Annotated in this window: 20 protein-coding genes; 5 read left to right on the forward strand and 15 right to left on the reverse strand. The window is 69.1% G+C overall.

Annotated elements, in window-relative coordinates:
* Positions 1-20: 20 nt before the first annotated feature.
* The 3 genes from ACWEIJ_RS02785 to eccCa all read right to left on the reverse strand — a co-directional run bounded on the left by ACWEIJ_RS02785 (position 21) and on the right by eccCa (position 9968).
* Positions 21-2669, reverse strand: coding sequence for a BTAD domain-containing putative transcriptional regulator (locus ACWEIJ_RS02785; RefSeq protein WP_449835477.1), 2649 nt, complete (start codon positions 2667-2669; stop codon positions 21-23).
* Between the two features lie 243 nt (positions 2670-2912).
* Positions 2913-5615: a BTAD domain-containing putative transcriptional regulator gene (locus ACWEIJ_RS02790; RefSeq protein WP_449835478.1), complete on the reverse strand. Its 2703-nt coding sequence runs from the start codon at positions 5613-5615 to the stop codon at positions 2913-2915.
* A 339-nt stretch (positions 5616-5954) separates the two neighbouring features.
* Positions 5955-9968, reverse strand: coding sequence for a type VII secretion protein EccCa (eccCa, locus tag ACWEIJ_RS02795; protein ID WP_449835479.1), 4014 nt, complete (start codon positions 9966-9968; stop codon positions 5955-5957).
* Between the two features lie 230 nt (positions 9969-10198).
* Between eccCa and eccD the strand changes: the two genes are divergently transcribed.
* Together eccD and mycP are read left to right on the forward strand one after the other, a co-directional pair.
* Positions 10199-11602 carry a type VII secretion integral membrane protein EccD gene (gene eccD / locus ACWEIJ_RS02800; RefSeq protein WP_449835480.1) on the forward strand — a complete coding sequence of 468 codons (1404 nt, stop codon included), beginning with the start codon at positions 10199-10201 and terminating at the stop codon, positions 11600-11602.
* On the forward strand, positions 11599-13011 hold the full coding sequence (mycP, locus tag ACWEIJ_RS02805) for a type VII secretion-associated serine protease mycosin (RefSeq protein ID WP_449835481.1): 1413 nt from the start codon (positions 11599-11601) through the stop codon (positions 13009-13011). Before eccD ends, mycP begins: the two co-directional genes overlap by 4 nt.
* 74 nt (positions 13012-13085) lie before the next feature.
* On the opposite strand, the gene ACWEIJ_RS02810 is transcribed toward mycP, so the two are convergent.
* From ACWEIJ_RS02810 to eccB, 3 genes are all read right to left on the reverse strand, one after another.
* The gene (locus tag ACWEIJ_RS02810; RefSeq protein ID WP_449835482.1) at positions 13086-14147 is read right to left on the reverse strand and encodes a WXG100 family type VII secretion target; all 1062 of its coding nucleotides are present in this window, start codon (positions 14145-14147) and stop codon (positions 13086-13088) included.
* 11 nt (positions 14148-14158) lie between these two features.
* Positions 14159-14476 carry a type VII secretion target gene (locus ACWEIJ_RS02815; protein ID WP_449835483.1) on the reverse strand — a complete coding sequence of 106 codons (318 nt, stop codon included), beginning with the start codon at positions 14474-14476 and terminating at the stop codon, positions 14159-14161.
* Positions 14477-14547: 71 nt separating this feature from the next.
* Positions 14548-16161 (reverse strand): type VII secretion protein EccB, encoded by a 1614-nt coding sequence (gene eccB / locus ACWEIJ_RS02820; protein WP_449835484.1) that lies wholly within the window; start codon positions 16159-16161, stop codon positions 14548-14550.
* Positions 16162-16278: 117 nt separating this feature from the next.
* On the opposite strand from eccB, the gene eccE reads away from it, so the two are divergent.
* From eccE to ACWEIJ_RS02835, 3 genes are all read left to right on the forward strand, one after another.
* Complete coding sequence (gene eccE, locus ACWEIJ_RS02825; protein WP_449835485.1) at positions 16279-17640, forward strand: type VII secretion protein EccE; 1362 nt, start codon at positions 16279-16281, stop codon at positions 17638-17640.
* Positions 17637-18362: a hypothetical protein gene (locus tag ACWEIJ_RS02830; RefSeq protein ID WP_355434659.1), complete on the forward strand. Its 726-nt coding sequence runs from the start codon at positions 17637-17639 to the stop codon at positions 18360-18362. The genes eccE and ACWEIJ_RS02830 overlap by 4 nt, the downstream gene beginning before the upstream one ends.
* 220 nt (positions 18363-18582) lie before the next feature.
* Positions 18583-20145: a S8 family serine peptidase gene (locus ACWEIJ_RS02835; protein ID WP_449835486.1), complete on the forward strand. Its 1563-nt coding sequence runs from the start codon at positions 18583-18585 to the stop codon at positions 20143-20145.
* A gap of 322 nt (positions 20146-20467) precedes the next feature.
* Here ACWEIJ_RS02835 and truA read toward each other — a convergent pair whose 3' ends face one another.
* From truA to ACWEIJ_RS02880, 9 genes are all read right to left on the reverse strand, one after another.
* Positions 20468-21265: a tRNA pseudouridine(38-40) synthase TruA gene (gene truA / locus ACWEIJ_RS02840; protein WP_449835487.1), complete on the reverse strand. Its 798-nt coding sequence runs from the start codon at positions 21263-21265 to the stop codon at positions 20468-20470.
* Between the two features lie 59 nt (positions 21266-21324).
* Entirely contained in the window at positions 21325-21897 is a 573-nt protein-coding gene (gene rplQ, locus ACWEIJ_RS02845) for a 50S ribosomal protein L17 (protein WP_449835488.1), read from the reverse strand.
* 48 nt (positions 21898-21945) lie between these two features.
* A complete protein-coding gene (locus tag ACWEIJ_RS02850) occupies positions 21946-23004 on the reverse strand; it encodes a DNA-directed RNA polymerase subunit alpha (protein ID WP_030472034.1) in 1059 nt (352 codons plus the stop codon).
* Between the two features lie 148 nt (positions 23005-23152).
* Positions 23153-23758, reverse strand: a complete 606-nt coding sequence (gene rpsD, locus ACWEIJ_RS02855; protein WP_030472035.1) for a 30S ribosomal protein S4 — start codon at positions 23756-23758, stop codon at positions 23153-23155.
* A gap of 23 nt (positions 23759-23781) precedes the next feature.
* Positions 23782-24189, reverse strand: a complete 408-nt coding sequence (gene rpsK, locus ACWEIJ_RS02860; protein WP_030472036.1) for a 30S ribosomal protein S11 — start codon at positions 24187-24189, stop codon at positions 23782-23784.
* A 37-nt stretch (positions 24190-24226) separates the two neighbouring features.
* Positions 24227-24607, reverse strand: coding sequence for a 30S ribosomal protein S13 (gene rpsM, locus ACWEIJ_RS02865; protein ID WP_086669041.1), 381 nt, complete (start codon positions 24605-24607; stop codon positions 24227-24229).
* A 219-nt stretch (positions 24608-24826) separates the two neighbouring features.
* Positions 24827-24940, reverse strand: coding sequence for a 50S ribosomal protein L36 (gene rpmJ / locus ACWEIJ_RS02870; RefSeq protein ID WP_010148647.1), 114 nt, complete (start codon positions 24938-24940; stop codon positions 24827-24829).
* A 25-nt stretch (positions 24941-24965) separates the two neighbouring features.
* A complete protein-coding gene (gene infA, locus ACWEIJ_RS02875) occupies positions 24966-25187 on the reverse strand; it encodes a translation initiation factor IF-1 (protein ID WP_005166804.1) in 222 nt (73 codons plus the stop codon).
* 122 nt (positions 25188-25309) lie between these two features.
* Positions 25310-25984 (reverse strand): hypothetical protein, encoded by a 675-nt coding sequence (locus ACWEIJ_RS02880; protein ID WP_449835489.1) that lies wholly within the window; start codon positions 25982-25984, stop codon positions 25310-25312.
* Positions 25985-26042: the final 58 nt, after the last annotated feature.

Consider the following 26042-nt stretch of genomic DNA (forward strand, 5'->3'; position numbering starts at 1 on the left):
GCGGCGGTCCTCGACCGTCGTCACAACCCCTCCAGCAAGGCAGTGATCTCCTCGGCGTGCTTGCCGTCCAGGTCGCGGCAGGTGGTGAGCGCGCGCCGCCAGGCCTCGGCAGCGTCGTCTGGGCGCCCGAGCCCGACCAGGAACTTGCCGAGGTCGCGCAACCCCTCCGCGGCACCGGCGACGTCCCCGAACTGGAACGACACCTCGATGGTCGAGCTCAGCTCCGACACCGCCTCGTCGAGCCGGCCGACCTGGCCGAGAATCCTCGCGTGCAGCCCGCGCACGTTGGCGCGCATGAACTTGTCGTCCAGGTCCTGCGCGACGACGAGCGCCCGCTCGCTCTCCGCCAGCGCCTCCTCCAGCCGGCCGGCCACCCGCAGCTGCAGGGCGACGTTGGCGCGAGCAGCGCTCTCGTAGTACGGATCCGCCAGTTCGAGAGCGATCTCCAGGCCGCGCCTGGCGCAGTCGACGGCGTCTTCCGCATTCCCCAGTCGCCGGTGGACGCCGGCCATGTTGATCAGTGAAGCCGCCTCGGCCACCCGTTCACCCGCCTCGTGCGCGAACCGGAGCCCCTCGTCGAAGCAGCGCAGCGACTCCTCCAGCCGGCCGACGTCGTCGTAGACCGCAGCCAGCTTGAGCAGCATGAAACCCTGTTCGCGCGGCGTGCCGTGCGACCGCGCCACCTCGAACAGACTGATCGCGTCGTTGCACCGGGTCTTCGTGAACAGCAGATACGAGTGCATGTGGGCCGCGACGACCATGCCGAGGCGTCCCCAGCCGCGGGCGATCGCCTGGTGCGCCACGGCCTGGAAGTTGTCCCACTCCTGCCGGACCCAGGCGAGCGCGTCGGACCGCGACGAGAACTCCCGCGGCACCACCCCGGACGTGACCTCACCCGCTCGCGTGAGCATGCGCGAACCCTCGTGCGTGGCGGCGTTTTCGAGCGTGTGGACGTAGAACTCGGTCAGCCTCAGCGCCGCCGCCTCGTCGTCACCGCACAGCTCGGCGGAGTACGCGCGCAATAGGTCGTGCAGGTCGTAACGGCCCGGTGTGCGCGATTGCACGAGGTGGTCGGCGACCAGCCGCTCCAGCGTTCTGCGCGCCTGGACGACGGAGACTCCCGCGAGGGCGGCGGCCGCGCTCACGTCGAGGTCAGGGCCGGGATGCAGGGACAACAGCCGGAACATCCGCGCGGAATCGTCGTCCAGTGCCCGGTACGACCAGCTGAAGACCGACCGCACGTCCACGTCGTCGAAGTCGCTCAACGCGTCCAGCCGCGCACTGTCCAACTCGGACACGAACTCCCGCAACGAGATGTCCGGGAAGCGCGCGACCCGTTCCGAGAAGACCCGAAGGGCGAGCGGCAGCCCGGCACAGCGATCGGCGATCTCGCGGACGGCCTCGGGTTCGGCCCGCAGCCGCTGCTCGCCGAGCACGGCCGCGAGCAACGCCCGTGACTCGTCGAAGGCCAACTGCCGCAGACCGATCGCCGTGGCGTCGTGCCGCGAGACGAGCGCGCGGAGCTGGTTGCGGCTGGTGATCAGCACCCGCACCCCGGCGGAACCGGGCAGCAGCGGCACCACCTGACGCACCGAAGCGGCGTTGTCGAGCACGAGCAACATCCGCCGGTCGGCGAACTCGGTGCGCAGCAGGGCGAACCGCGCGTCCTCGTCCGCCGGTACCGCGGTCACGCCGAGCCCGACGAGCAACGTCTCCGCGACCGCGGCGGGGTCGAGCGGCGCCGCCTCCTGGTCGAACCCGCGCAGGTTCACGTAGAGGTCGCCGTCCGGGAAGCGGTCGCGCACCTCGCGCGCCCACCGCAGCGTGAGCGCCGTCTTCCCGACACCGCCGACGCCGTGCACGACCGTCACCCCGCCGGGGCCGTCGAGCAGGCCGAGCTCCTCGTCGCGGCCCACGAACGTCTGCACCCCGCCGGGCAGCTGCCGCGGCACCTTCGCGCACTTCGGCACGTCGGCCCGCAGGATCCGCTCGTGCAGGTCCCGCAACGCCTCGCCGGGTTCGACCCCCAGCTGTTCGACCAGCTCGGCCCGCACGTCCTGGTAGGCGTTCAACGCCTCGGCCTGCCGCCCCGACCGGTACAACGCGAGCATCAGCTGCCGCCAGAACGGTTCCCGCAACGGATGATCGGCCACCAGCGACCGCAGCTCGGTCACCAGCTCGCCGGCCAGGCCGCGTTCGAGATCGGCCTCGATCCGCCGCTCCAGCACCACCAGCCGCTCATCGGCGAGCCGCCGCACCTCCGCCCGGTGCAGGGCGTCCGAGGCTACGTCCACGAGCACCGGCCCGCGCCACAACGCGGCCGCCGCCCCGAAGTCACCGGAGTCCGCCAGCGCCCGGAACCTCAGCAGGTCGAGCTGGTCGGGTTCGACGACCGCCAGGTAGCCACCGGGAGCCGAGCGCACGCAGTCCGCCTCGCCCAGCGCGACCCTCAACCGCCGCACCACCATCTGCAGAGTGGCCTTGGCGCGGTCGAGCCGCGGCGGAGTACCGTCCCAGACGAGGTCGATCAGCTCGTCGACCGGCGCGAAGCGGTTGGCCCGCAGGAGCAGCGCCGCGAGCAGCACCTGGCACCGTCCAGCCGGGACCGTGACGGGCTCGCCGTCGAGCAGCACTTCCAACGGCCCCAGCACGCGGTACTCGGCTCCCACGACATCTCCCCAGGTCACCGGCAGTGTAGACGCGGTGTGATCGCTGTGTGAGCGAAGTGTGAGCACAGTACGGCAGAGTTCTCCTCAGCGGTGCTGGTGGCGCAAGACCTGGGGGGCCACCAGCACCGCTCATCAGTTCTCAGGCAGCGCCACGTGACCGAAGTGTGAGCCCGGTCGGCAACCCTGATGACTGGCCGGTCCGCCGCAGTCACCTCCCTCTTCACTGTGGTGGGACCGGCCTCCTCAGCCCATCCGGGCCAGGACCTCGCGCACGTCGTCCGCCTTCGCGAAACCGAGGTCGTCGTACAGGGCGAGCGCGGCGAGGTAGTGGCCGCGGGCCGCGTCCAGCTCGCCCAGGTCCCGCTTCATGTCGGCCAGCCGGACCAGGGTGTCGGCCTGGTAGTGCCGGTACGACAGCGCGCCCTGCAGTTCCACCGACCTGAGGTAGTTCGCCTCGGCGTCGGCGTAACGGCCGAGTGCGCGGTAGATGCTGCCGAGGGTGTCGTGGTTCGAGGCCACGGCGGTGTCGAGCTCGTCGGGCACGAGCTCCAGGAACATGTCGCGCGCCCGCACCGCCCAGACCGCCGCCTCCTCGTGGTCGCCGAGCTCGTGGTGCACGAAGCCGAGCGAGGCCGCGACGCTGGCGATCTCGATCTGGTCGTTGCTGGTGGAGGCGACCTCCAGGGCACGGGACAGCGGTTCGAGGGCGTCGGCGTAGCGGCGTTGGCGGCCCAGCAGGTAGGCGAGGCCGCGCAGGTCGTTGGAGAGGCCGATCGGGTCGCCCAGCTGCGAGTCCAGCGCGACGGCCGTTCTGAGCTGCTGTTCGGCCTCCTCGAACTGCTGCTCCGGCACCAGGAACGACACCAGGCCGCGCCGGGACCGGCACTGTCCTTCCAGGTCGTCCGCGCGGAGTGCGGCGGCGATGGCGAGGCGTTGCAGGCGTTCGCCCTCGCGCCACCGGCCGGTCGCGAGCAGGAAGTGGCGGATCGCCCACACCGTGCGCCACACGTGGCCGTCCAGGCCCGCCTCGCCCGCCGCGGCCACGGCCGGGCCGAACACCGCGCGTTCCGCGGCGAACCAGTGGTCGGCGTCGCCGGTCGTCTCGAACGTCAGCACGACGGCGCCCGGTGCCGGGGGCGGCGTGGTGATGGGCTGGCGCAGCGGGTCCGACTTGGCGACCGCGGCCAGTGCCGAGTGCAGGAGGTGGTCGAAGATCCGTTGCCGGGCCTCGGACCGTTCTGCCGACGACAGCCGCTGAGCCGCCTCCTCCGCCGCGTAGGACCGCATCAGGTCGTGCAACCGGTAGCGGTCGTCCTGGGAGGTGATCAGGCTGTACCTGGCCAGTTCGTCGAGCGCCTCGACCGCCGGTGCCGCCATCAGGCTCGTCGCGGCCGGCACCGTCACGTCCGGGCCGGGGTGCAGGCCGAGCAGCACGAACAGCCGTGCCGCCGCCGGGCTCAGGCAGCCGAACGTCCACGAGAACACCGCGCGCACGCTGGTCAACGGGTCGTCGGTGTCCAACGCGTCCAACGCCGCGTGTTCCAGCTCCTCGACGAGCATGCCCAACGGGTGCTGGTCGAGCGTTGCCCGTGCGGCCACCACCGCCAGCGCCAGCGGCAGCCCCGCGCACAGCTGGACCAGCCGCGTGGCCGCGTCCGGTTCGGCCGCGATCCGGTCGGCGCCGACGCGTCCGCCGAACAGCACCATCGACTCGGCCGGGTCCAGGACGTCCAGGCCGAACGCGTGGCCGCCGTCCGCGACCAGGCTGCGCAAGCGGTTGCGGCTCGTGATCACGGCCAGGCTGCGCGACCCGCCGGGCAGCAGCGGGCGCACCTGGGCCACGTCGCGCACGTTGTCGAGCAGCACCAGCACCCGCCGCCGCGAGAGCAGCTCGTGGTAGCTGTCCAGCATCGCCTCGGTGCCGAGCGGGATCTCGTCCGCCGGCACGCCGAGCGCCAGCAGGAAGTCCCGGGCCGCGCTGTTCGGGTTCACCGGCGCGCCGGTCGGGTCGAACCCGCGCAGGTCGGCGTAGAGCTGGCCGTCGGGGAACCGGTCGGCGATCCGGTGCGACCACTGCACCGCGAGCGAGGTCTTGCCGATGCCGCCGCTGCCGTTGATCACCACGACCAGGTGGCGGGACCCGAGCACCGCGTCGAGCCCGTCCAGTTCGGACTCCCGGCCGACGAAGTTCGGCAACGCGGTCGGCAGCTGCCTGGGCACGTGGTGCCGCACCGGCGCCCTCGGCACGTCACCGGCCAGCACCTGCTGCTGCGCGTCCCGCAACCGCGGCCCCGGCGTGACGCCGAGCTGGGCGTTCAGCACGGCCGCGACCTCGTGGTACGCCGCGAGCGCGTCCGCCTGCTGGCCGCTGCGGTGCAGCGCGAGCATCAGCTGCGCCCAGAACACCTCGCGCAACGGGTGCTGCGTCGTGAGCACCCGCAGCTCCGGCACCAGCTCCGCCGCGACGCCCCGCGCCAGGTCGGCGTCGATCCGGTGTTCCAGCGCGGTCAGCCGTTCCTGGACCAACGCGGGCACGGCGTCGCGGTGCAGCGACTCCGACGTCACGTTCGCGAGCACCGGTCCGCGCCACAACGCCGTGGCCGCGGCGTGCTCACCGGCGTTCAAGTGCGCGCGGAACCTCAGCAGGTCCAGTTGCCCGGGATCGACCAGAGCCGCGTACCCGCCGGCTCCGGTGCGCACGCAGTTGGCCGGTCCGAGCGCCTGCCGCAGCCGGGTGACGACCATGTGCAACGTCTTGCCCGCCCGGTCCAGACTGGGCGGCGCGCCGTCCCAGAGCCGTTCGACGATCTCGGAGGTCGGCACGAACTCGTTGGCGCGCAAGAGGAGTGTGGCGAGCAGCACACGGCACCGGCCGGCGGGCACGGCGACCGGGGCGTCGTCGAGCAGGACCTCCAGCGGCCCCAGCACGCGGTACTCGACTCCCACGCCGTACCTCTCCCCCCGTGGTGACGAGCGTCGAGTGTATGGGCGCGCACTGTGACCGAAGTGTGAGCGCCACCAGGCAGAGTGGTGATCAGCCGGAGGACGAGAGTGACAACGAAGGTTTGGGGGGTGTCACGATCGTCGGCCCTCCTGCCGGACCGCCCCTCCCCAGTGGGTCGGTTCGGACGGAGATCCGGTCATGGGGGAACCGGACAGTCCCCTGCTGTTCGGTTGGGCCCGCGGCTTCGGCTGCGGGCCCTTTTGCTTGCCCGCGAAACGCACGCGGGGACCTTTCGTACTCGTGGAGAGTACGAAAGGTCCCCGCGTGCCGTGAGCGGTTGCTCAGTCGGGCTGGATCCAGGCGAACTGCATGCGCTGCTGGCCGTGCTTGCGGGTCACCATCGTGCCCCGGCCAGGAGGCTGCGGCGACGGCTTGAGGTTGCCGACGATGTTGCCCTCCTCCTTCGAACCGGAACCCACGAAGATCGGCGCCGAGATCTCCTTCAGCTTGCCCATCACCGGGTCGTACATCGCGCGGGACGCACCACCCATGCGGCGGACCAGGACGATGTGCAGACCGACGTCCTTGGCCTGCGGGATGAACTCGGCCAGCGGCTGCAGCGGGTTCGCACCGCCCTGCGGCGCCACCAGGTCGTAGTCGTCGACGACGATGAACACCTCGGGACCCGTCCACCAGGACCGGTTCTTGAGCTGCTCCTGCGTGACGTCCGGGCCGGGCATGCGCTTGGTGAGCGAGCCGCGGACCTCCTGGATGTTCTGCGTGAGCTGGGTGCTCGACACCGCGTAGCTCAGCAGGTGGTCGGTGTCGATGAACCCGAGCATCGTGCGGCGGAAGTCCGCGAGCAGGATCAACGCCTCCGCGGAGGTGTAGCTCGTCATGATGCCGCGGACGATCGTGCGCAGGATGTTCGTCTTGCCCGCCTCGCCGTCGGCCAGCGCGAAGAAGTGCGGGTCCGCGTCGAAGTCCATGTAGACCGGCGCGAGCTCGTCCTCGTTGACGCCGACCGGGACCAGGTGGCCTCGGTTCGGGTTGTGCTGCTGGACCTGAGCCATGAACTGCGCGTAGTCCAGCAGGTCGGGCAGCATCCGGACCTGCGGGGCGCGCGGGCCCTGCCAGGCCTGGTTGAGCTTGTTGCTGAGGTCCTGGACACCCGCCGAGACGGTGGTCGGGTCCTGCAACGTGTCGATGCGCGGCAGACCGGTGAGGAAGTGCAGCTTGTCGCCCGTGAGACCGCGGCCGGGACGACCGGGCGGCACGTTGACCGCGACCTTGCGGTCGATCTCGGACTCGCTCGGGTCACCGAGCCGCAGCTCGAACCGCGTGCCCAGCAGGTCCTTCATCGCGGGCCGGATCTCCGCCCACCGGTTGGCGGCGATGATCACGTGCACGCCGTAGGACAGACCCTGCGCCGCCAGCGCCTGGACCTGCGGCTCGACCATCTCGAACTCCTGGCGGAAGTTCATCCAGCCGTCCACGATCAGGAACGCGTCACCGAAGTTGTCGTCCTTGATCTCACCGCGGCGCCTGCGGTTGCGGAACTCCGACATCGAGTCGATGCGCTGGTCGCGCCACCGCAGTTCGCGCTCGGTGATCAGGGTCTGCAGCTCGGCCACCATGCGGCGGACCTTGTCGACGTCGAGACGACCGGCGAAGCCACCGACGTGCGGCAGGTCCTCCATCGAGGCGAGCGTGCCACCACCGAGGTCGATGCAGTAGAACTGCGCCTCCTGCGGGGTGTGCGTCAACGCCATGGACGCGATGATCGTCCTGAGCAGCGTCGACTTGCCCGACTGCGGACCACCGACGACCGCGCCGTGACCGGCGGCACCGGAGAAGTCCGCCCACAGCAGGTCGCGGCGCTGCTCGAACGGCTTGTCGACCACGCCGACCGGGATCTGCAGCGTGCTGTTGCCGGGGAAGCCGGGCGACGTCAGACCTCGGTCGGGCGTCACGTCGAGCGGCGGCAGCATCGTGTCCATCGTCGGCGGCTCGTTGAGCGGCGGCAGCCACACCTCGTGCGCGGGCGGGCCCTGACCGACGAGGCGGTCGACGATGAGCTCCAGCTGGGTCGGCTCGTTCGCGTCCTCCTTGGGCGCGGCCGCGACGGGGACCGGCTCGATCGGCCGCTCCGGCTCCTTCGGGATCTCGATGAAGTCCGGCACGAAGAACCGCGGGCGCTTGTCGCTGCGGACCGCCACCGACTCACCGGCGGACTGCATGCCCGACGGCCGGTAGGTGCCCGAGACGTAGAGCGCCTTGAACCTGGTCAGCGGCATGCCCTGCACGCTCAGGTAACCCGAGCCGGGGATCGGCGGCAGCTCGTAGGCGTCCGGCACGCCGATCGCCGCACGCGACTCGGCCGCGTTGAACGTCTTCAGACCGATCCGGTACGACAGGAACGTGTCCAGACCGCGCAGCTTGCCTTCCTCGAGTCGCTGCGACGCGAGCAGCATGTGCATCTGCAGCGACCGGCCGACGCGACCGATCTGGAGGAAGATGTCGATGAAGTCCGGCTTGGCCGTCAGCATCTCGGAGAACTCGTCGATGCAGATGAACAGCGCGGGCAGCGGGTCGAGCTGGGCGCCGTTCTCACGGGCCTTCTCGTAGTCCCAGACGTTCTTGTAGTTGCCCTTCGCCAGCACCTCCTGGCGCCGCGACACCTCACCGGCGATGGCGTCCTTCATGCGGTCGACCAGGGTGAGGTCGCCGGCCAGGTTGGTGATCGTCGCGGCGACGTGCGGTGCCTTGTCCAGGCCGAGGAACGTCGCACCACCCTTGAAGTCGACGAGGATCATGTTGAGCGCCGTCGACGAGTGCGAGGCCAGCAGGCCCAGCACCAGGGTGCGTAGGAACTCCGACTTGCCGGAACCGGTCGCGCCGATGCACAGGCCGTGCGGGCCCATGCCGTCCTCGGCCGCTTCCTTGATGTCGAGCTCGACCTGCTGGCCGTGCTCGCCGATGCCGAACGGGATGCGGTAGCGGTCGCGCTTGGGCCGCGGCCGCCACGCCTGCTGCACGTCGAACGTGATCGGGTCGCCGGGGATGCCCATGAACTCGAGCAGCGGCGGGTTGTTGTTCATCGCCAACGGGTCTTCGCCGCCGTCGCCACCGACCTCGCCGGCTGCGCCCATGCGGTAAGGCGAGAGCCTGCGGGCCAGCGCCTCCGACTCCACGATGGACAGTCGGTCCGGCGCGCCGAACCACTCGACACCGCTCGCGGAACGGGCACCGAGCTGGTTGTTCTCGACGACCAGGCGCAGGCCGCGCCGGGCGGTCAGGTTGCCGAGGCACTCGGAGAGGTCGATCAGCGTGACGCCGACCAGGCCCTCCTCCAGGATGATCATCTCTTCGCGGCTGATGTCGCCGTCGTCGATGACGATCACGATGTGCGGCTGGTCGGGCGGCGGCGGGGCGTTGCGGGTGAACCGCTGCCGGTCGCGCAGGTTCTCGTCCAGCATCGCCTCGATCTCGGCGAGCGAGTTCGCCATCATGCGGCGCTGGCCGATGCCGTCGATGTCGGTGGGGTGCTGCACGTGCGGCAGCCACTTCGCCCACTCCCACAGCTGCTTCGTGCGGCCCGCGCTGACGATCGCGATCAGCAGGTCGTCGGGGGCGTGGAAGGTGACGAGCTGGGCGATGAGGGCACGCGCGAGGTCGCGGCGGTCCTCCATGTCACCGAGCAGGCCGACCGCGGCGAAACCGCGCAGTGCGATGGAGATGGGCAGGTCGGGCACGAGCGAGTGGGCGCGCACGAACCGGCGCAGGGCCAGCGTCGCGATCGGCTCCAGCTCCTCGACCGGACCGGTCTGCGGCGGCACCAGTCGGGTGGCGAGGCGCTGCGAGCCCCGTCCCGCGCGGAGGTGGCAGAAGTCGGGGTCGTTCTGGCGGCGTTCCCACATGCGCCGGGTGGTGGCGAGCGACCACAGCATCTGCGGGTCCGGGTGCACCCACTCGCGTTCGGCGCGCTGCTCGTCGGCGGCCTCGCGGGCGCGGTCGCGCATCTGGCCGAGGTACCGCAGGTAGTCCTTGCGGTCCTCGTTCATCTCGGCTTTCTTCTGGCCCTTCCCGGAGCCCATGCCTCCCGCCATCATGCCGATGGTCGAGATCATCATCATGCCGGGCATGATCATCGACGCCGGCTGCTTGTTGGAGTACATGAACATCATTGCCATCATGCCCACGGACGCCAGGATCATGACGACGGGCATCGCCTTCATCATGATGTTGCCGGGGATGATCCGGGGGACCTCGGGTGGCGGCTCGAGGTGGACCTCGCCGCCGGGAGGCCGGGGAGCAGCAAGGCGTGCCGTTCGCTTGAACTGCAGCGTGCTCAACTGACAGGCACCTCTTCGACTCTCGTTACGCCACCAGTAGCAACCGACACTATTGCGCATCTGCGCGCGCCACGAAGGTGGGTCTGGAAAAAACCCAGTCGAACGTGTTCTGCGAACAACACGTGCAGAGGGTGCCGGTGCGGCCATACTAGGGCCGCCCGGCGACCGTCCGAGTGGACCAATAAGGTCGGGGCGAAGTTACAAGTGCTGATCTGACTTAGGGGGCCCTGGTGGCGACCGGTACGACGGTGTTCAGCCGTGTCACGGTGGTGGCACCTCGAACGCGTATCGACGTCGCGCTGCCTGCCGACGTGGCGGTGGCCGATCTCCTGCCGATGCTGCTGGACATGGCGAGAGAGGCCACTCCGGACGGCGGTGTCCGGCACGGCGGCTGGTGCCTCGCCAAGCTCGGCGACAACCCGCTCGACCCGGCGCGCACGCTGGCGTCGCTCGGCGTCGTCGACGGTGAGCTGCTGCAGTTGCGCCGCCGCAACGAAAACCCGCCGCCACCGCTGTACGACGACGTCGTCGACGCGATCGCGGAGTCCGATCCGGACTCGTTCCGGCCGTGGACCAAGGAGACCGCGCAGAAGTTCGGTCACCTGGCCGGCGCGCTCGCGCTGATCGCCGCCGCGGTGGCCCTCTTCCTGTCCGGCCCGATCACGACCGGGGACAAGGGCAGCGGGCTCGCCGCCGCCATCACCGCGGGTGTCGCGGCCATCGCCGCGCTGGCCACCGGCGCGACCATCGCGCGGGCGTACCGGGCGGCGTCGACGGGTGTGCTGATCGCCGCGTGCGGTTCGCTGCCGATGGCGTTCGTCGCGGGCTTCCACGCGGTGCCCGGGGTCGGCTTCAACCCGAAGATGCTGCTCGCCTCGGCCCTCATGATGATCTTCGCGTGGGGCGGCATCCTGCTGATCGGCCAGGGCATCACGGTGTTCATCGCCGCGGCGACCAGCGGCACGATCGTGGCGCTGGCGTTCCTCGTCGCGACGTTCGTCGACCACCCGCTCGCCGGAGTGGCCGCCGCGAGCGGCGCGGTGGCGCTCGCCGCGCTGTCGATGCTGCCCAGGCTCACGCTGCAGCTGGCCAAGATCCCGCCGCCCGTCGTGCCGACGAACGCCGAGGACCTCAAGGAGGACACCGGTTTCCCGGAGTTCGCCGTGATCGAGCGGCGCACCGCGGTCGCGCACGAGTACCTGACCGGCATGATCATCGGAACGGGCGTCGTGGCCGCGCTGGCCGCGATCGTCGCCGCGTCCGCCAACACGATCTGGGGCCCGATCTACGGTGTCGTCGTCGCGATCGTGCTGATGATGCGCGGCCGGGCGTACGCGAACGGCGCGCAGGCCGTGGCGCTGCTGTCCACCGGCATGTTCGCCAGCGCCGGCATCCTGCTCGGCTGGCTGATCGACTCCGACGAGTTCAACCGCATCGTCTTCGTGTTCGGCACGCTGCTGATCCTCGGCGCGGGCGCGCTGGTGCTCGGCGTGGTCTTCCCCGGCCAGCGGTTCTCGCCGCCGTTGCGCCGCACCGTCGACATCGTCGAGGCGGTCCTGATCGCCGCGGTCGTCCCGCTGGCGCTGGCCGTCATGGACCTGTACTCGGTCTTCCGGGGGCTGATCACGCTGTGAGGACCGGCATCAGGCGCACCACGGCGGCAGCGACCGCCGGACTGCTGCTGCTGACGGGAGCGCTGCCGCACGCCTCCGCTCAGCCGTCGTCCACGTCGGCCGCGGCCAAGTCCTCCAACTCGGTTCCGCCGGAACTGCCGCCGAACACCGATCCGCCCAAGGACGAGGGGAAGCCGGACGTCCTCTACAAGCGCACCTCCAAGGCGTGCGTGGAGTCCGACACCAAGAACGAGCTGATCAAGTACATGCCGTGGGGCCAGGTCTACCTGAACCTGCAGCAGGCGCACAGCTTCGCCACCGGCAAGGGCATCAAGATCGCGATCATCGACACCGGTGTCGACCCGCGCAACCCGCGCTTCGGCAACCGCGTGACCCCCACCGGCGAGTACGTCGACCAGTCCGGTGGCAAGAACGGCACGGACGACTGCGACGGCCACGGCACCGAGGTCGCGGGCGTCGCGGCGGCGGCCAAGACCGAGGGCGACTTCGTCGGCGCCGCACCGGAAGCGGAGATCCTGGCGATCCGCCAGACCAGTGACCGGTACGAGTACAAGGACCAGGGCGAGCAGCGCAACTCCGCCGGCAAGGTCGGCACCCTGGCCCAGGCCATCGTCCGCGCGGCGAGCAAGGGCGCCAAGGTCATCAACATCTCGCTGACGAACTGCAGCGCCCCCAAGCTCTTCAGCGACGACGACCGCAAGCTGCAGGCCGCGATCAGGTGGGCGGTCGACGTCCAGGACGTGGTGATCGTCACCGCGGCGGGCAACCTCAGCACCGAGGCGGGCTGCCCGAAGCAGAACGACAACCTGGACCCGAGCAACGTCAACGTGGTCTCGTCGCCGGCGTGGTTCGCCAACGACGTGCTGTCGGTGGCGTCGATCGCCCGCTCCGGCGCGGTCTCGTCGTTCAGCGTCTGGGGCCCGTGGGTCAGCATCGCCGCACCGGGTGAGGAGATCATCTCCGTCGACCCCAAGGGCACCGGCCTGACGAACTCGAACGTCACCGCGCAGGGCGCGAGCGACATCAAGGGCACCAGCTTCGCCTCGCCGTACGTGGCCGGCATCACCGCGCTGGTGCGCCAGCGGTTCCCCGATCTCAGCGCGCGCCAGGTGATGGACCGCCTGAAGGCCACCGCGCTGCACCCCGGCAACGTGTCCGGACGGGACAACAAGGTCGGCTACGGCATGATCAACCCGGTGGCGGCGCTGACCGCGGTGCTTCCCGCGGAGGCCAAGGGTTTCCAGAAGCCGCAGCCGAAGGAGATGAACACGACCGTCACGCCGCCGCCCGGCACCGACTGGCCGCCGATCATCGTGGCGCTGTCGGGCATCGGCATCGGCGGCGCACTGCTGATGCTGACGTTGTTCGTGCGCAACTCGATGAACCGCAGGCGCGGCCGCCCGGTGTAGTCCGCAGAGCCGCAAGCGACGAAGGGCTCCTTCTTCCACGTGGTGGAGGAAGGAGCCCTTCGTCGTCAGTACAGCTAGTCCTCGCCGATCGTCTGCGGGGCCGCCTTCTTCGGCTTGCCGAGCAGGTCGTCGATCGAGCCGGTGATCCGCTGCCGCGGCTTGTGCTCCTTGTCGCCGCCCTGCTGACCACCCTGCCCGCCCATCATGCCGCCCATCATCGGCATGCCGCCCGTCATACCGCCGGGCGCGGCCCCAGGACGTCCACCAGCGGCCGCGGCGGCCGGGGCCGCACCGGTACCCCTCTCCGGGGGCGGAGGCTGCTCAGCAACGCCGGTGGCGCCGCCGAACTGCATCTGCTGCGGCTGCGCCGCGGACGCGGCAGGGGCACCGACCGAGCCGACGCCGCCGGCACCACCGCCGCCACCACCGGTCGGCGGAACCCCGCCCTTGCTCGCGGTGGCCGTGTCGGACGCCTTGGCCGGTTCGGGTGCCGGCTTCGGCTCCGGCTTGGCCGGCGCGGCGTAGGTCCAGTCCTTGTCGGGATACTGGTGCTCCATCCGCACGGCGCCGAAGTGGCCGCCGTCGCCGGAAACCCCGTCGCACAGCTTGAGAAACGCCTCCAGGACCTGCCGTGCCGAGTCGTGCAGCTCGCGCACCGGGTCCTTGAGCTCCTCGATGTGGCTGATCGCGCGCTGGTCGCCCTCCACGGGCAACGCCGCCGTGCCGGACACCGAGTCGGCGGCGTCGGCGAGCACGTGCGCCATGTCCTGCACGATGCCGTGCACCGCGTCGGCGGTCTCCTCCAACGCGTCCGCCATGGCGTTCATCGCGTCGGACATGTCGCCGCCCGCGAGCCCCACCTTGCGCATGTGGTCCATGAACGCGTCGGCGTCCTTGCCCTCCCACCGCGCGTCGAGGCCACCGAGTGGTGCCGCGATGTGCTTGGTGACCGCCTCGGTCACCTTCGCGGCCTTGCGCCAGCGCTCGGCTTCCTCGCGCAGGTCGTTCCAGTCGCCCACGAGCGGGTCGAAGAAGTCGTGCACGAGGTCCACGACACCGAGCTTGCGACTGACCCGTGAGAGGTAGTCGAGCTCGGGACCGACCTCGGCCGCGATCTGCCTGCCGTCCTTGGCCACCACAGCTCCCCCTACCGCCGATCGGCCTTCTTGATGAGCTGCAGGGCTTCTCGGTCGTGGTGCCCGTGCTCCGCGGCAACGGCGTGCAGGCCCTTGGCGGCCGCGTCGAGCGTGTCGCAGGCGCGGGCGAGCTGCGAGTTGAGCAGCTCGGCCGCACGCGCGTAGCCCTGGGCGGTTCCCAGCGTCGCGCCGATCTCGCCGAACGACTGGGGGCGCAGCGGGGACACCTTCATGGCGTCCCGCACCCGCCGCAGATCGTCCGTCGTGCCGTCGATCCGGTCGGCGTACTGCTCCAACCACTCCGGATCGACGGAGATGCGACCGGCCACGACTGTCCCCCTAAGACACTTCCGAGTGCATTTGCCGTGAATCCGACGATGAGGCACCCGGAACGGTTCCGCTACTTCTGGGTCGCCTGCGGATCCTTGATCTGGCCCTTCTGGGCCGGGTTGATCGCGTCGTAGCTGCGGTTCGCCTCGTTCTTGTTGAGCTGCGGGCCCATCGGCAGCAGGCTCAGGATCTGGTTCGGCGCCGGCGGGAAGTTCCCCTCCAGGCCCAGCGCCGCCGCGGTGCCGGCGTCCGGGATGCCGTAGCGGACGCCGCGGCCGGTGACGATCTGCACCGGGCCCGTGCCGTAGTCGCCGAGGCTCTGGCTGGCCCGCACGACCGCCTGCTTGCCGGGCAGCATCATGAACTCGTCGATGATCTCGCCCGCCGCGCCCGGCGTGTTCAGCTCGACTCCGGACATGTCCTTCGGACCGGGCAGCTTGGAGCCGATCGTCACCGAGATGTGCTCGGCCTTGTTGTCCGCGGTGTAGTTCTCGGCCTTCCAGCCCAGGCACACGACGGTGTTGTTCGGGTTCGCCTCGAGCGTGGTCGGGATCTTGGTCGGGTAGGACTCGAGCTTGAGCGGGTTCTTCGGGTCCTTGTGGTCGGTGATCGCGTTCGGCGAGAGCTCGATCGCCTGCTTGTTGTTCGCGTAGGACCAGCGCAGCAGGTCGCCGACGGTCTCGTCGACGGTCTGGAAACCGTCTTCCAGCGCCACCATGAACTCGTCGCCGGCCTGCCGCTCGACCCGGACGACGTCACCGATGTTGACCCTCGTCTCGGTGACGTAGGTCGCCTGCTTGCCCTGGTTGGCGATCACCGGCGCGGCCAGCGGAGCCACCTCGGGGATCGCGTTCAGCAGCGCCGTGCTGATCGCCCGGGGCCGCTTGTTCTTGATCTTCAGCGCGTTCAGCACCTTGTCGTTCTTGGGGTCCACCTCCGCGCGGACCGTCGACGACGAGATGTCCTTGAGCTGCTGGGGCTTGCGGTAGATCAGGTACGTCTTCTTGGCGCCCCCGCGCTGCTGCACCAGCACGGCCTCGTCACCCAGTTCCGGGTTGCCGCCGCTGACGCCCGCGATCACGGTCGTCTTGATCTGGTTCTCCACCGCCTGGTCCTCGCGGAACTTGTCCAGCTGGAGGGTGTCGCAGACCGACCACTGCGCGTCGATGCGGAGATCCGCCTTGGGCAGCACGTCCGGCGCGTCCGGCAGACCGGTGAGCCTGCCGCGCGGCAGTGCCGCGAGCGTCGCCTCGCTCACGAGCTTCGGCTCGCCGCCCGCGACCTGGTTCTGCCCGCTGTTCGCGGTGCCACCCGGCGCGTCACCGCCACCGGACTGCTGGTCGGGGTTGTTGCGGGAGTACCAGAGCAGCCGGGCCGAGGCCAGGTTCGTCATCGGGATCAGGCGCCTCGGCGAGGCGTCGACCACGTAGACCTGACCCGTCTCCTTGCTGATGGCGATCTGCGTGTTCTCGTCCAGCCGCGGTGCCGGGCTGAACACCCCGTACACGAGGAAGCCGAGCAGACCGACGACGCCCAGGACCACACCGACCGCTGTCGCGCGAGAGTGGCTGCGCATGGGGTCATGCAGCATCACCGCGTCTCTGCGGACCAGTGCGGACTGCATCCGCCGCAGGACGAATTGGTAGGCCTCGACGTGTGACTTGGTGGTGGGTGTTGATGCCATTCTCGGCTCGCTGCTCTCCCAGTCGCGGTACGGTTCGGCAGGATAGCCGGACGCAGGTTGCTCCGTGGGCCGGTTCGCCAAGCCCACCGACCATCGAGGGGAAAGAGACCACAACGGATGTCCGTGACCACTCCACATCCGCCCCGGCCGAACCCAGGGATGGCACGGCCGCAGGGACCTGGGGTTCCTGGCCAGCAGGCACCTGTGCCTCCGCGTCCCGTCGGGCGTGTCCGGCGCAGAGGTGCCGGAGTCAGCCTCGGCTCTCTGCCCGTCTCGAACGTAGTCACGATCGAGATCGGTCTCGCCATCGCACTCCTCGTTCTCACCCTCATGGGCGTGAAAACCTCCGGCGGCGCCCTCAACGTCGTGTCCGTGTCGATCGCCGGCGGTGTGCTTCTCATCGCACTGATCCTGGCGTTCACCCGATCGCGTGGTCGTTGGCTGACCCAGTGGATCGGCGTCCGGCTCCGCTACAGCTTCCGCTCGCACAGCCGCACCGCGAAGCGCGTCGAGCCGCAGGAGTCCAAGCCGGGTGACGACGAGATGCAGGTGCTCGGCCCCGAGGACCCGCGCGTCGCGCTGCTGCGCCTGGCGATCCCGGACCTGGTGATCGCGAAGGGCGTCGACCACGAACGCCGCCCGCTCGCGCTGTCGTGGCACGACGGCGTGTGGACGGCCGTGCTGCTGGTCGACCCGACCCCGCCGCTGATCTCCCCGGTCGGCTCGGCCCCGTCGCTGCCGCTCGGCGCGCTGGCGCCGTGCCTGGAGGACCGCGGTGTCGTGCTGGACGCGATCACCGTGATCTGGCACTGCTACCCCGGCAGCGCGGCACTCCCGCCGAACTCGCCCGCGGTCAGCTCGTACATGGAGGTGCTCGGCCCGCTGCCCGCGGCCGCCCGGCGCACCACGTGGATCACGGTGCGGCTCGACCCGCGCCGGTGCGGTGACGCGATCCGGGAGCGCGGTGGCGGCGTCGTCGGCGCCCACCGCGCGTTGATCGGCGCGTTGTCCCGCGTCCGCAACGCCTTGGAGTCCGCGGGCGTCACGATCCGCCCGCTCGACTCGGACGAGCTGCTGCGCGCGGCGATCTCGTCCGCCGAACTGACCGCCGCCGTCGGCAACACGAATCCCGTGTCGCTGCGCGAAAAGTGGTCGGGCGTCACCGCGGGTGGCGTCGGTCATGCGAGCTACGCGATCACCGGCTGGCCGTCGAAGGGCCTGAAGGGCAACCTGAACGCGCTCACGGGCGTGCGCGCGCTGTCCTCGACCCTGGCGATGTCGATCTCACCGTCCCGTGAGGACGGTCAGGTCTCGCTGCGCGGCCTGGTGCGGGTGAGCGCCCGCACGCCGAGCGAGCTCGACCGCGCGGAGGACCAGTTGTCGAAGCTGAGCGACAAGCTCGACATCACGCTGACCCCGTTGCGGGGCATGCAGCTCGCCGGCCTGGCCGCGACGCTGCCGCTGGGAGGTGCGGCATGAGCTCGTCCCGTCTGCTCGACTCGCGCGGCCGCGGCTCGGTGGCACCGGAGTTCCTGGTGTCGCCGAACATGCTCGACCTGGTCAGCCCGAGCGGCGACCGCGGCGGCATGATGCTCGGCCAGGGCACCAAGGGCGAACCGCTCACCGTGTCCGTGCTGCGCCCCACCCCGACCCGCATGGTGGTCGTCGGCGGCCTGTACCTGGCCCGCCAGATCGCGCTGAGGGCCATGGCCACCGGCGCGTGGATCATCATCGCCACCGGCCGCCCCCAGGCCTGGCAACCGGTCGTGCGCGCCGCGGGCCAGGGCCCGGACGGCCGCCCGTCTCAGCTGGTGCAGCTGCGCCGCCTCTCCCCGGCGGACCTGCCGCGCCCGACGGAGGACATGCCGTTGCTCGTGATCCACGACGGCGGCCACGTCCCGCAGGAGCTGTTCCCGCCGCGCGCACCGTGGCAGACCACGATGTACGTGCTGCCGTACCTGCACCCGCAGGCCTCGTCGACGGCGAACAACGCGGACCTCGTGCTGCTGCAACGCCTCCCGATGGGCCAGGCCCAGCTGGCGGGCCAGATGTGGCGCCTGCGCCCGCAGATGTTCCAGCAGCTGACCCAGCTGAAGGACGACCAGGTCATCGCGATGGGCCAGGACATGTGGGCGCACCTGCGCCTGTACACCACCCCGGCCGAACAGCAGATCCTCGGCGCCGTCCGCCGAGGCGATTGAGACGCTCGGCGAAATAGACGAAACTTGCGCCCCGAACGGTGAACCGTTCGGGGCGCAATTGCGTTGTCCATAGCTCAGCGGAACCAATTAATTCACATGGCCCGCAAATCTGTTGATTCGCCATACGAAGGTACTTTCGTGGACCTTCTTGTGCGAAATCCGTCTACGCCACTAAGAAAACTCTCACCTGCACGATCCTTCGACGAGGGAGCACGCTGCTATGGGTGAATCGTGGGTCAGACGAGCGGCAGGGATCGGACTGGTGGCGAGCACGGCGCTCGCCCTGTCGTCCGTCTCCGCCACCGCTGCGCCCGAGGGGGAGATTCGTAACCTCGGTGCGTCGAACGCGATCAAGGACAACTACATCGTCGTGCTGAAGGACAACGGCACGAGCAGTGTGGAGAACCTCAGCGCCAAGTACAGCGCAAAGGTCACGCACACCTACAAGTCCGCACTGCGCGGCTTCTCCGCCGAGATGTCCGAGACCCAGGCGAAGCACCTGGCAGCAGACCCGGCCGTCGCCTACGTCGAGCAGGACGGCGAGGTCCACCTCACCGACACGCAGTCCCCGACCCCGTCGTGGGGCCTGGACCGCATCGACCAGAACGCCCTCCCCCTGGACAACAGCTACACCTACCCGAACCGAGGCGCAGGCGTCACCGCCTACATCATCGACACGGGCATCCGCTTCTCCCACAGCGACTTCGGCGGCCGTGCCGTCTCCGGCCGCGACACCGTGGACAACGATGACGACGCCACCGACTGCCACGGCCACGGCACCCACGTCTCAGGCACCGTCGGCGGCACGAAGTACGGCGTCGCCAAGGACGTGAAGCTGGTGGGCGTCCGAGTCCTGAACTGCAGCGGCTCCGGCACCTTCGCAGGCGTCATCGCCGGCATCGACTGGGTGACCGACCAGGTCACCAACAACCCGGCCAACAAGCCCGCGGTGGCCAACATGTCCCTGGGCGGCGGCGCCAACGACACCGTGGACGCAGCCGTGAAGCGCTCCATCGCGGCAGGCGTGACCTACGGCCTGGCCGCAGGCAACGACAACGGCGGCAACGCCTGCAACACCTCCCCGGCCCGCACCCCGGAAGCCATCACCGTCGGCTCGACCGACCGCACCGACGCCCGCTCGTCCTTCTCGAACATCGGCACCTGCCTGGACATCTTCGCCCCGGGCCGCGACATCACCAGCGCCTGGCTGACCGACGACAACGCCACCAACACCATCAGCGGCACCTCAATGGCCACACCTCACGTAGTGGGCGCGGCAGCGGTGTTCCTCGGCTCGTCCCCGACGGCAACCCCGCAACAGGTCCGCGACGCCCTGGTGGACAACGCCACCTCCGACGTCGTCACCAACCCAGGCACCGGCTCGCCGAACAAGCTCCTGCACATCACCGGCACCGCCCCGGGCAACCCACCGGGCCAGTGCCCAGCGGTCACGAACAACACCCGCACCGCCATCCCAGACGCCGACACCGTGACCTCGTCCATCACGATCGCCGACTGCAACGGCAAAGCAAGCGCCACGGGCACCGTGAAGGTGGCCATCAAGCACACCTACCGAGGCGACCTGGAACTGGCCCTGATCGCCCCCTCAGGCGCCGTCAAAATGCTGAAGGTCCCCAACGGCAACGACAGCGCAGACGACGTCAACGCCACCTACAACGTGAACGTCTCCACTGAGGACGCGAACGGCACCTGGAAACTCCGCGTCCACGACTACTACCGCCAGGACACGGGCTACCTGGACTCCTGGACCCTGGACATCTAGCCCAACGACAACCACTCCACCCCTCGGAGCCCCCGGTCCCCCCGCCGGGGGCTCCTCCCTTTCCACGGGAAAGGGAAGGGAACACCAGATCACCCGCGATGGCGAAGCCGAGCCGTCTTTTCCGTGCAAACCCGGTGGGGTGGTGCCGTCACCTCAACCGAACAACGCGACCGCAAGCCGCCCAAAGCAACCGGCGTGCCATCAGCCCGCCCGCGGCGCTGGCCGTCCTTGATCAGATTGGCGGGGTCCGGGGCAGAGCCCCGAAAGCCAGAAAACGCAACCCGCCCAACGCAAGGCGACCACCCGCCCGCAACGCGCCCACCTACGACCCGGACAGAGTCCGAACCTTCCGAGTGGCCTCAGCCCGAGCCGCCAACTCAGAATCCCCAGGAAAATCAACCCGAACCAAGCACAGCCCATGAGCAGGAGCCACAGTCACCCCACTAGCGCGCCCGCTCAACGACAACAAGGACGAGGGCCACTCAACACCCTTACGCCCTTCCCCAACGGCCAGCAACGCCCCGATCAACGACCGAACCATGGAGTGACAAAACGCATCAGCAGACACAAACGCGGTGATCACACCGTCATCAGCAGACCGAGCCAACTCAAGCCGCTGCAACTCGCGAATGGTCGTAGCCCCGTCCCGCCGCTTGCAGAACGCGCAAAAGTCGTGTTCCCCCAACAACAACTCAGCCGCGGCGTTCATCGCCGAAACGTCCAGCGGCCGAGGCCAGGCAAGCGTGTCCAACCGCCGCAACGGATGCGCCCCGAAGTCAGCATCCGAAACCCGGTACTCGTAGTGCCGCCGCAACGCCGAGAACCGCGCATCGAACGCGAACGGCACCACCCGAGCCGAGAACACCCGCACATCCGACGGCAACGCCCGAGCCAACCGCTTGGGCAGCCCGGCAACATCCACAGTGGACGGCAGATCGGCGTGGGCGACCTGTCCGGAGGCGTGCACCCCGGCATCGGTCCGCCCGGCCACGGTCAGCACGACGTCCTCGCGCAGCACCATCGACAGGGTGTCCTCGAGCACCCCGCACACCGTGCGACGCGAGGGCTGACGGGCCCACCCGGAGAACTCGGTGCCGTCGTACCCCAGGTCGAACCGCACACGAACGAGCCCGCCGTCCCCAGAAGTGGGAACGACGGGCTCGTCAGCAGACGTACTGCTCAGGACTTGTCCTTCTCAGCAGCCTCTTCCGCCTCGACGTCCTCGGCCGACGGCTCGCCGTCGACCTCGACAGCGCCCTCAGCGGGCTCGTCGGCGGCGTCGATGGTCGCGGACTCGGGCGCCTCGGCGTCCTGGTCGACGACCGCGGCCGCAGCCGGCTTCTCGTCCTTGGCGAACTTGGTCTTGCGCGCAGCCTCGGCCTCGGTGGAGACGAGCTTCTGCTGCACCAGCTCGATGATGGCCATGGGGGCGTTGTCGCCCTTGCGCGCCAGCGTCTTGGTGATGCGGGTGTAGCCACCGGAACGGTCGCTGAAGAACGGACCGATCTCCGCGATCAGCTTGTGCACGACGTCCTTGTCGCGGATCACCTTCATGATCTCGCGACGGTTGTGCAGGTCACCGACCTTGGCCTTGCTGATCAGCTTCTCGGCGTACGGACGCAGCCGCTTCGCCTTCGCCTCAGTGGTCTTGATCCGGCCGTGCTGGAACAGCGCCGTCGCCAGGTTGGCGAGCAGCAGCCGCTCGTGCGCCGGAGACCCACCGAGCCGGGGGCCCTTGGTAGGGGTGGGCATCGCTTACTCCTGTAACTGAAAGAGATCCTCTAGCTCTGATTCAGAGCGTCAGAGCTGCTCGGTCTCCGCGTAGTCCTGGCCGTCGTCGTGCGGGTCCAGGCCTGCACCGGCACCCCAGCCCGTGTCACCGGGGTGGTAGTCCGACGCGGCGGCGGACGGGTCGAACCCAGGAGGCGAGTCCTTCAGGGCGAGGCCGAGGCCGACGAGCTTCATCTTGACCTCGTCGATCGACTTCGCACCGAAGTTGCGGATGTCCAGCAGGTCCGCCTCGCTGCGCGACACGAGCTCGCCGACGGTGTGGATGCCTTCCCGCTTCAAGCAGTTGTAGGAACGGACCGTGAGGTCCAGGTCCTCGATAGGCATCGCGAACGCGGCGATGGTGTCGGCCTCGGCCGGCGACGGGCCGATCTCGATGCCCTCGGCGTCGATGTTCAGCTCGCGAGCGAGGCCGAACAGCTCAACCAGGGTCTTACCCGCGGAGGCAACCGCGTCCCTCGGAGTGATCGAGGGCTTGGTCTCCACGTCGAGGATCAGCTTGTCGAAGTCCGTGCGCTGCTCGACACGAGTCGCCTCGACCTTGTACGTCACCTTGAGAACCGGCGAGTAGATCGAGTCGACCGGGATGCGGCCGATCTCGGCGCCGGCCTGCTTGTTCTGAACCGCCGGGACGTAGCCGCGACCGCGCTCGACGACGAGCTCGATCTCCAGCTTGCCCTTGCCGTTCAGGGTCGCGATGTGCAGGTCGGGGTTGTGCACGGTGACACCGGCCGGAGGCACGATGTCGCCCGCGGTCACCACACCGGGGCCCTGCTTGCGCAGGTACATGGTCACCGGCTCGTCCTCCTCGGACGAGACGACGAGCTCCTTCAGGTTCAGGATGACGTCGGTGACGTCCTCCTTCACCCCGGGAACCGTGGTGAACTCGTGCAGCACGCCGTCGATGCGGATGCTCGTGACAGCAGCACCGGGGATCGACGAGAGCAGCGTGCGGCGGATCGAGTTGCCGAGCGTGTAACCGAAGCCCGGCTCCAGCGGTTCGATGACGAACCGGGAACGGGTCTCGGAGACCGCTTCCTCGCCGAGCGAGGGGCGCTGGGAAATCAGCACTGGGTTCAACCTTTCTACAACGACGCCCGCTATTTGACGCCGTCACGACGCCGGTGCGGAGACCGGCAAACGCACTCGGCACACCCTTCGCGCCGATGCGGGACCCGACCCGAGCCACTGTCCAGAGCGGACAGTGGCTCGGAGAGGATCACTTCGAGTAGAGCTCGACGATGAGCTGCTCGGTGACAGGCGTGTCGATCTGCGCGCGCTCGGGCAGCTGGTGCACGAGGATGCGCAGGTTCGACGGAACGACCTGCAGCCAAGCGGGAATCGGGCGGTCACCGAAGGACGCGCGAGCGGCCTCGAAGGGCAGCGTCGGCATGGACTTCGGCTTCACGTCGATGATGTCGAACTTCGACACCTGGTAGCTCGGGATGTTCACCTTGTGGCCGTTGACCAGGAAGTGCCCGTGGCTGACCAGCTGGCGAGCCTGGCGACGCGTGCGGGCGAGGCCCGCGCGGTACACCACGTTGTCGAGGCGAGCCTCGAGGATCTGGAGCAGGTTCTCACCGGTCTTGCCCGGGCGACGAACCGCTTCCTTGTAGTAGCGGACGAACTGCTTCTCGAGCACGCCGTAGGTGTAGCGAGCCTTCTGCTTCTCCTGGAGCTGCAGCAGGTACTCGGACTCCTTGACCCGGCCGCGGCCGTGCTGGCCGGGCGGGTACGGACGGCGCTCGAACGCCTGGTCCCCACCAACGAGGTCGACCTTCAGGCGGCGCGAGATACGCGTCGCAGGTCCCGTGTAACGAGCCATTTGTGCTTACTCCTCCCCGTGCCTCAGACCCGGCGCCGCTTGGGCGGGCGGCAGCCGTTGTGGGGCTGCGGGGTCACGTCCTGGATGGTGCCGACCTCGAGACCGGCGGCCTGCAGCGAACGGATCGCGGTCTCACGGCCGGAGCCGGGACCCTTCACGAACACGTCCACCTTGCGCATGCCGTGCTCGGCGGCCTTGCGGGCGGCGTTCTCGGCGGCCATCTGCGCCGCGAACGGCGTGGACTTGCGCGAGCCCTTGAAACCCACGTGGCCGGCGGACGCCCAGCTGATCACGTTGCCCATCGGGTCGGTGATCGACACGATGGTGTTGTTGAACGTGCTCTTGATGTGCGCCTGGCCGTGCGAGACGTTCTTCTTTTCCTTGCGCCGGATCTTCTTGACCCCGGCGCCCTGACGGGACTTCGGTGGCAAAACGAGCTCCTAAGTTGAGGGCAGTAGACGCGAGGTCTTACTTCTTGCCGGCCTTCTTCTTGCCGGCCACGGTCTTCTTCGGACCCTTGCGGGTACGGGCGTTCGTCTTCGTGCGCTGACCGCGAACGGGCAGGCCGCGACGGTGCCGAAGACCCTCGTAGCAACCGATCTCCATCTTGCGACGGATGTCGGCCGCGACCTCACGGCGAAGGTCACCCTCGACCTTGTAGTTCGTCTCGATGTGGTCCCGCAGCTTGGCGAGGTCGTCGTCCGTCAGATCCTTGACCCGGAGGTCGGGGGAGATCTGGGTGGCGGCGAGCAGCTCCTTGGAGCGCGTACGACCGATGCCGAAGATGTAGGTGAGCGCGATCTCCATCCGCTTCTCGCGGGGGAGGTCGACGCCAGCGAGTCGTGCCATGTGGCGGTTAACTCCTGTCGACTACTTCCAGGTCTGCTCCTCGCCCAGTTCCGGTGACTGACTCGCTGTGTCGTTTTCCGGCTGCTCTCACAGCCGGTGTCCCGGCCCCGGCCTGGAATCCGGGGGTGTCCGCACGCTTGAAGCCCTGCGTGCGGCAGGTGCGAGGAGTTTCTCGTTACTGCGTCATCGATGATCTCGACGAGCGCGTGGTGGGACTGCTCAGCCCTGACGCTGCTTGTGGCGCAGGTTCTCGCAGATCACCATGACCCGGCCGTGACGGCGGATCACCTTGCACTTGTCGCAGATCTTCTTGACGCTCGGCTGGACCTTCACGCCTGAGATCTCCTGCTATTGGAGGTCACTTGTAGCGGTAGACGATGCGCCCGCGGGACAGGTCGTAGGGCGAGAGCTCCACGACAACCCGGTCCTCAGGGAGGATGCGGATGTAGTGCTGTCGCATCTTGCCGCTGATGTGTGCGAGCACCTTGTGACCGTTCTCCAACTCGACGCGGAACATCGCGTTGGGAAGCGGTTCGACTACGCGGCCCTCGACCTCAATGGCCCCGTCCTTCTTGCCCATGTCCTCCGCGTTTCGTGACGGTGGTAATAACCTTCGGACGCGTTCCAGCCCGGCTCGATCTCACCTCGGAGGGCATGACTGAACCGGCGCGACGGATGCGCCACCTGACCAGTGTACGCAGTTCACTCCGGCAACCCAAATCGGGCCCTGTCAGGTCCGTCACCCGGCCGTGCGTACCTCGTCAGCACGAGCCTGAGCTTGGCGATCTCGTTGATCTCCGACTCGTGCCTGCCGAGCACGGACTTGAGCGTGCGCACCCTCTGAGCTGCGACGGAGCTGCCGTAGCCGGTGTCGTCGGAGCACCTCTGCGCCGCGTTGTCGAGCGCGACGTCGCCGGATCCGACGCCGTAGCTCTCCAGGCTGGGGTCACCGGGCCCGCGCTGGGTGAACCCCTCCCGGTCGAGGCAGTGCAGCAACATCACCGCTATCGACCGCGTGTACGCGGCCTCAGGCCCGGATTTCAGCACCACGTCCCACTCGTGGACGACGGTGTCGTGCAACGCCGTGATGCGGCTCACGGCCTCGATGTACTCCTGCCCGGCGGCGGCTCGGGCCCGCCCTCCACAGCCGCCGTCGACCGGTGCCGGCGGGCTGACGAAGTTCGGCCGCAGGACCCGCACGTCGCCGAACGGCGGCTCGCAGTGCTCGACCTCGGCGATGGTGTCGGCCAGGAAGATCCGGTCGGCGATCTTCTCCGGCGGGATGTCCTGGTAGGTGAAGTCGGTGGCCGGCTTGACGGCAGCGCAGCCTGAAGCGGAAATCAGAAGGGCGGACAGGACGAAACGGGTTACCCCCACAATGCCCCCAAGCATTGGACTCGCTCGTCACCCCGACCATATCCGGCTTGACAAACGA

It is taken from the genome of Lentzea sp. NPDC004789, assembly GCF_053601075.1.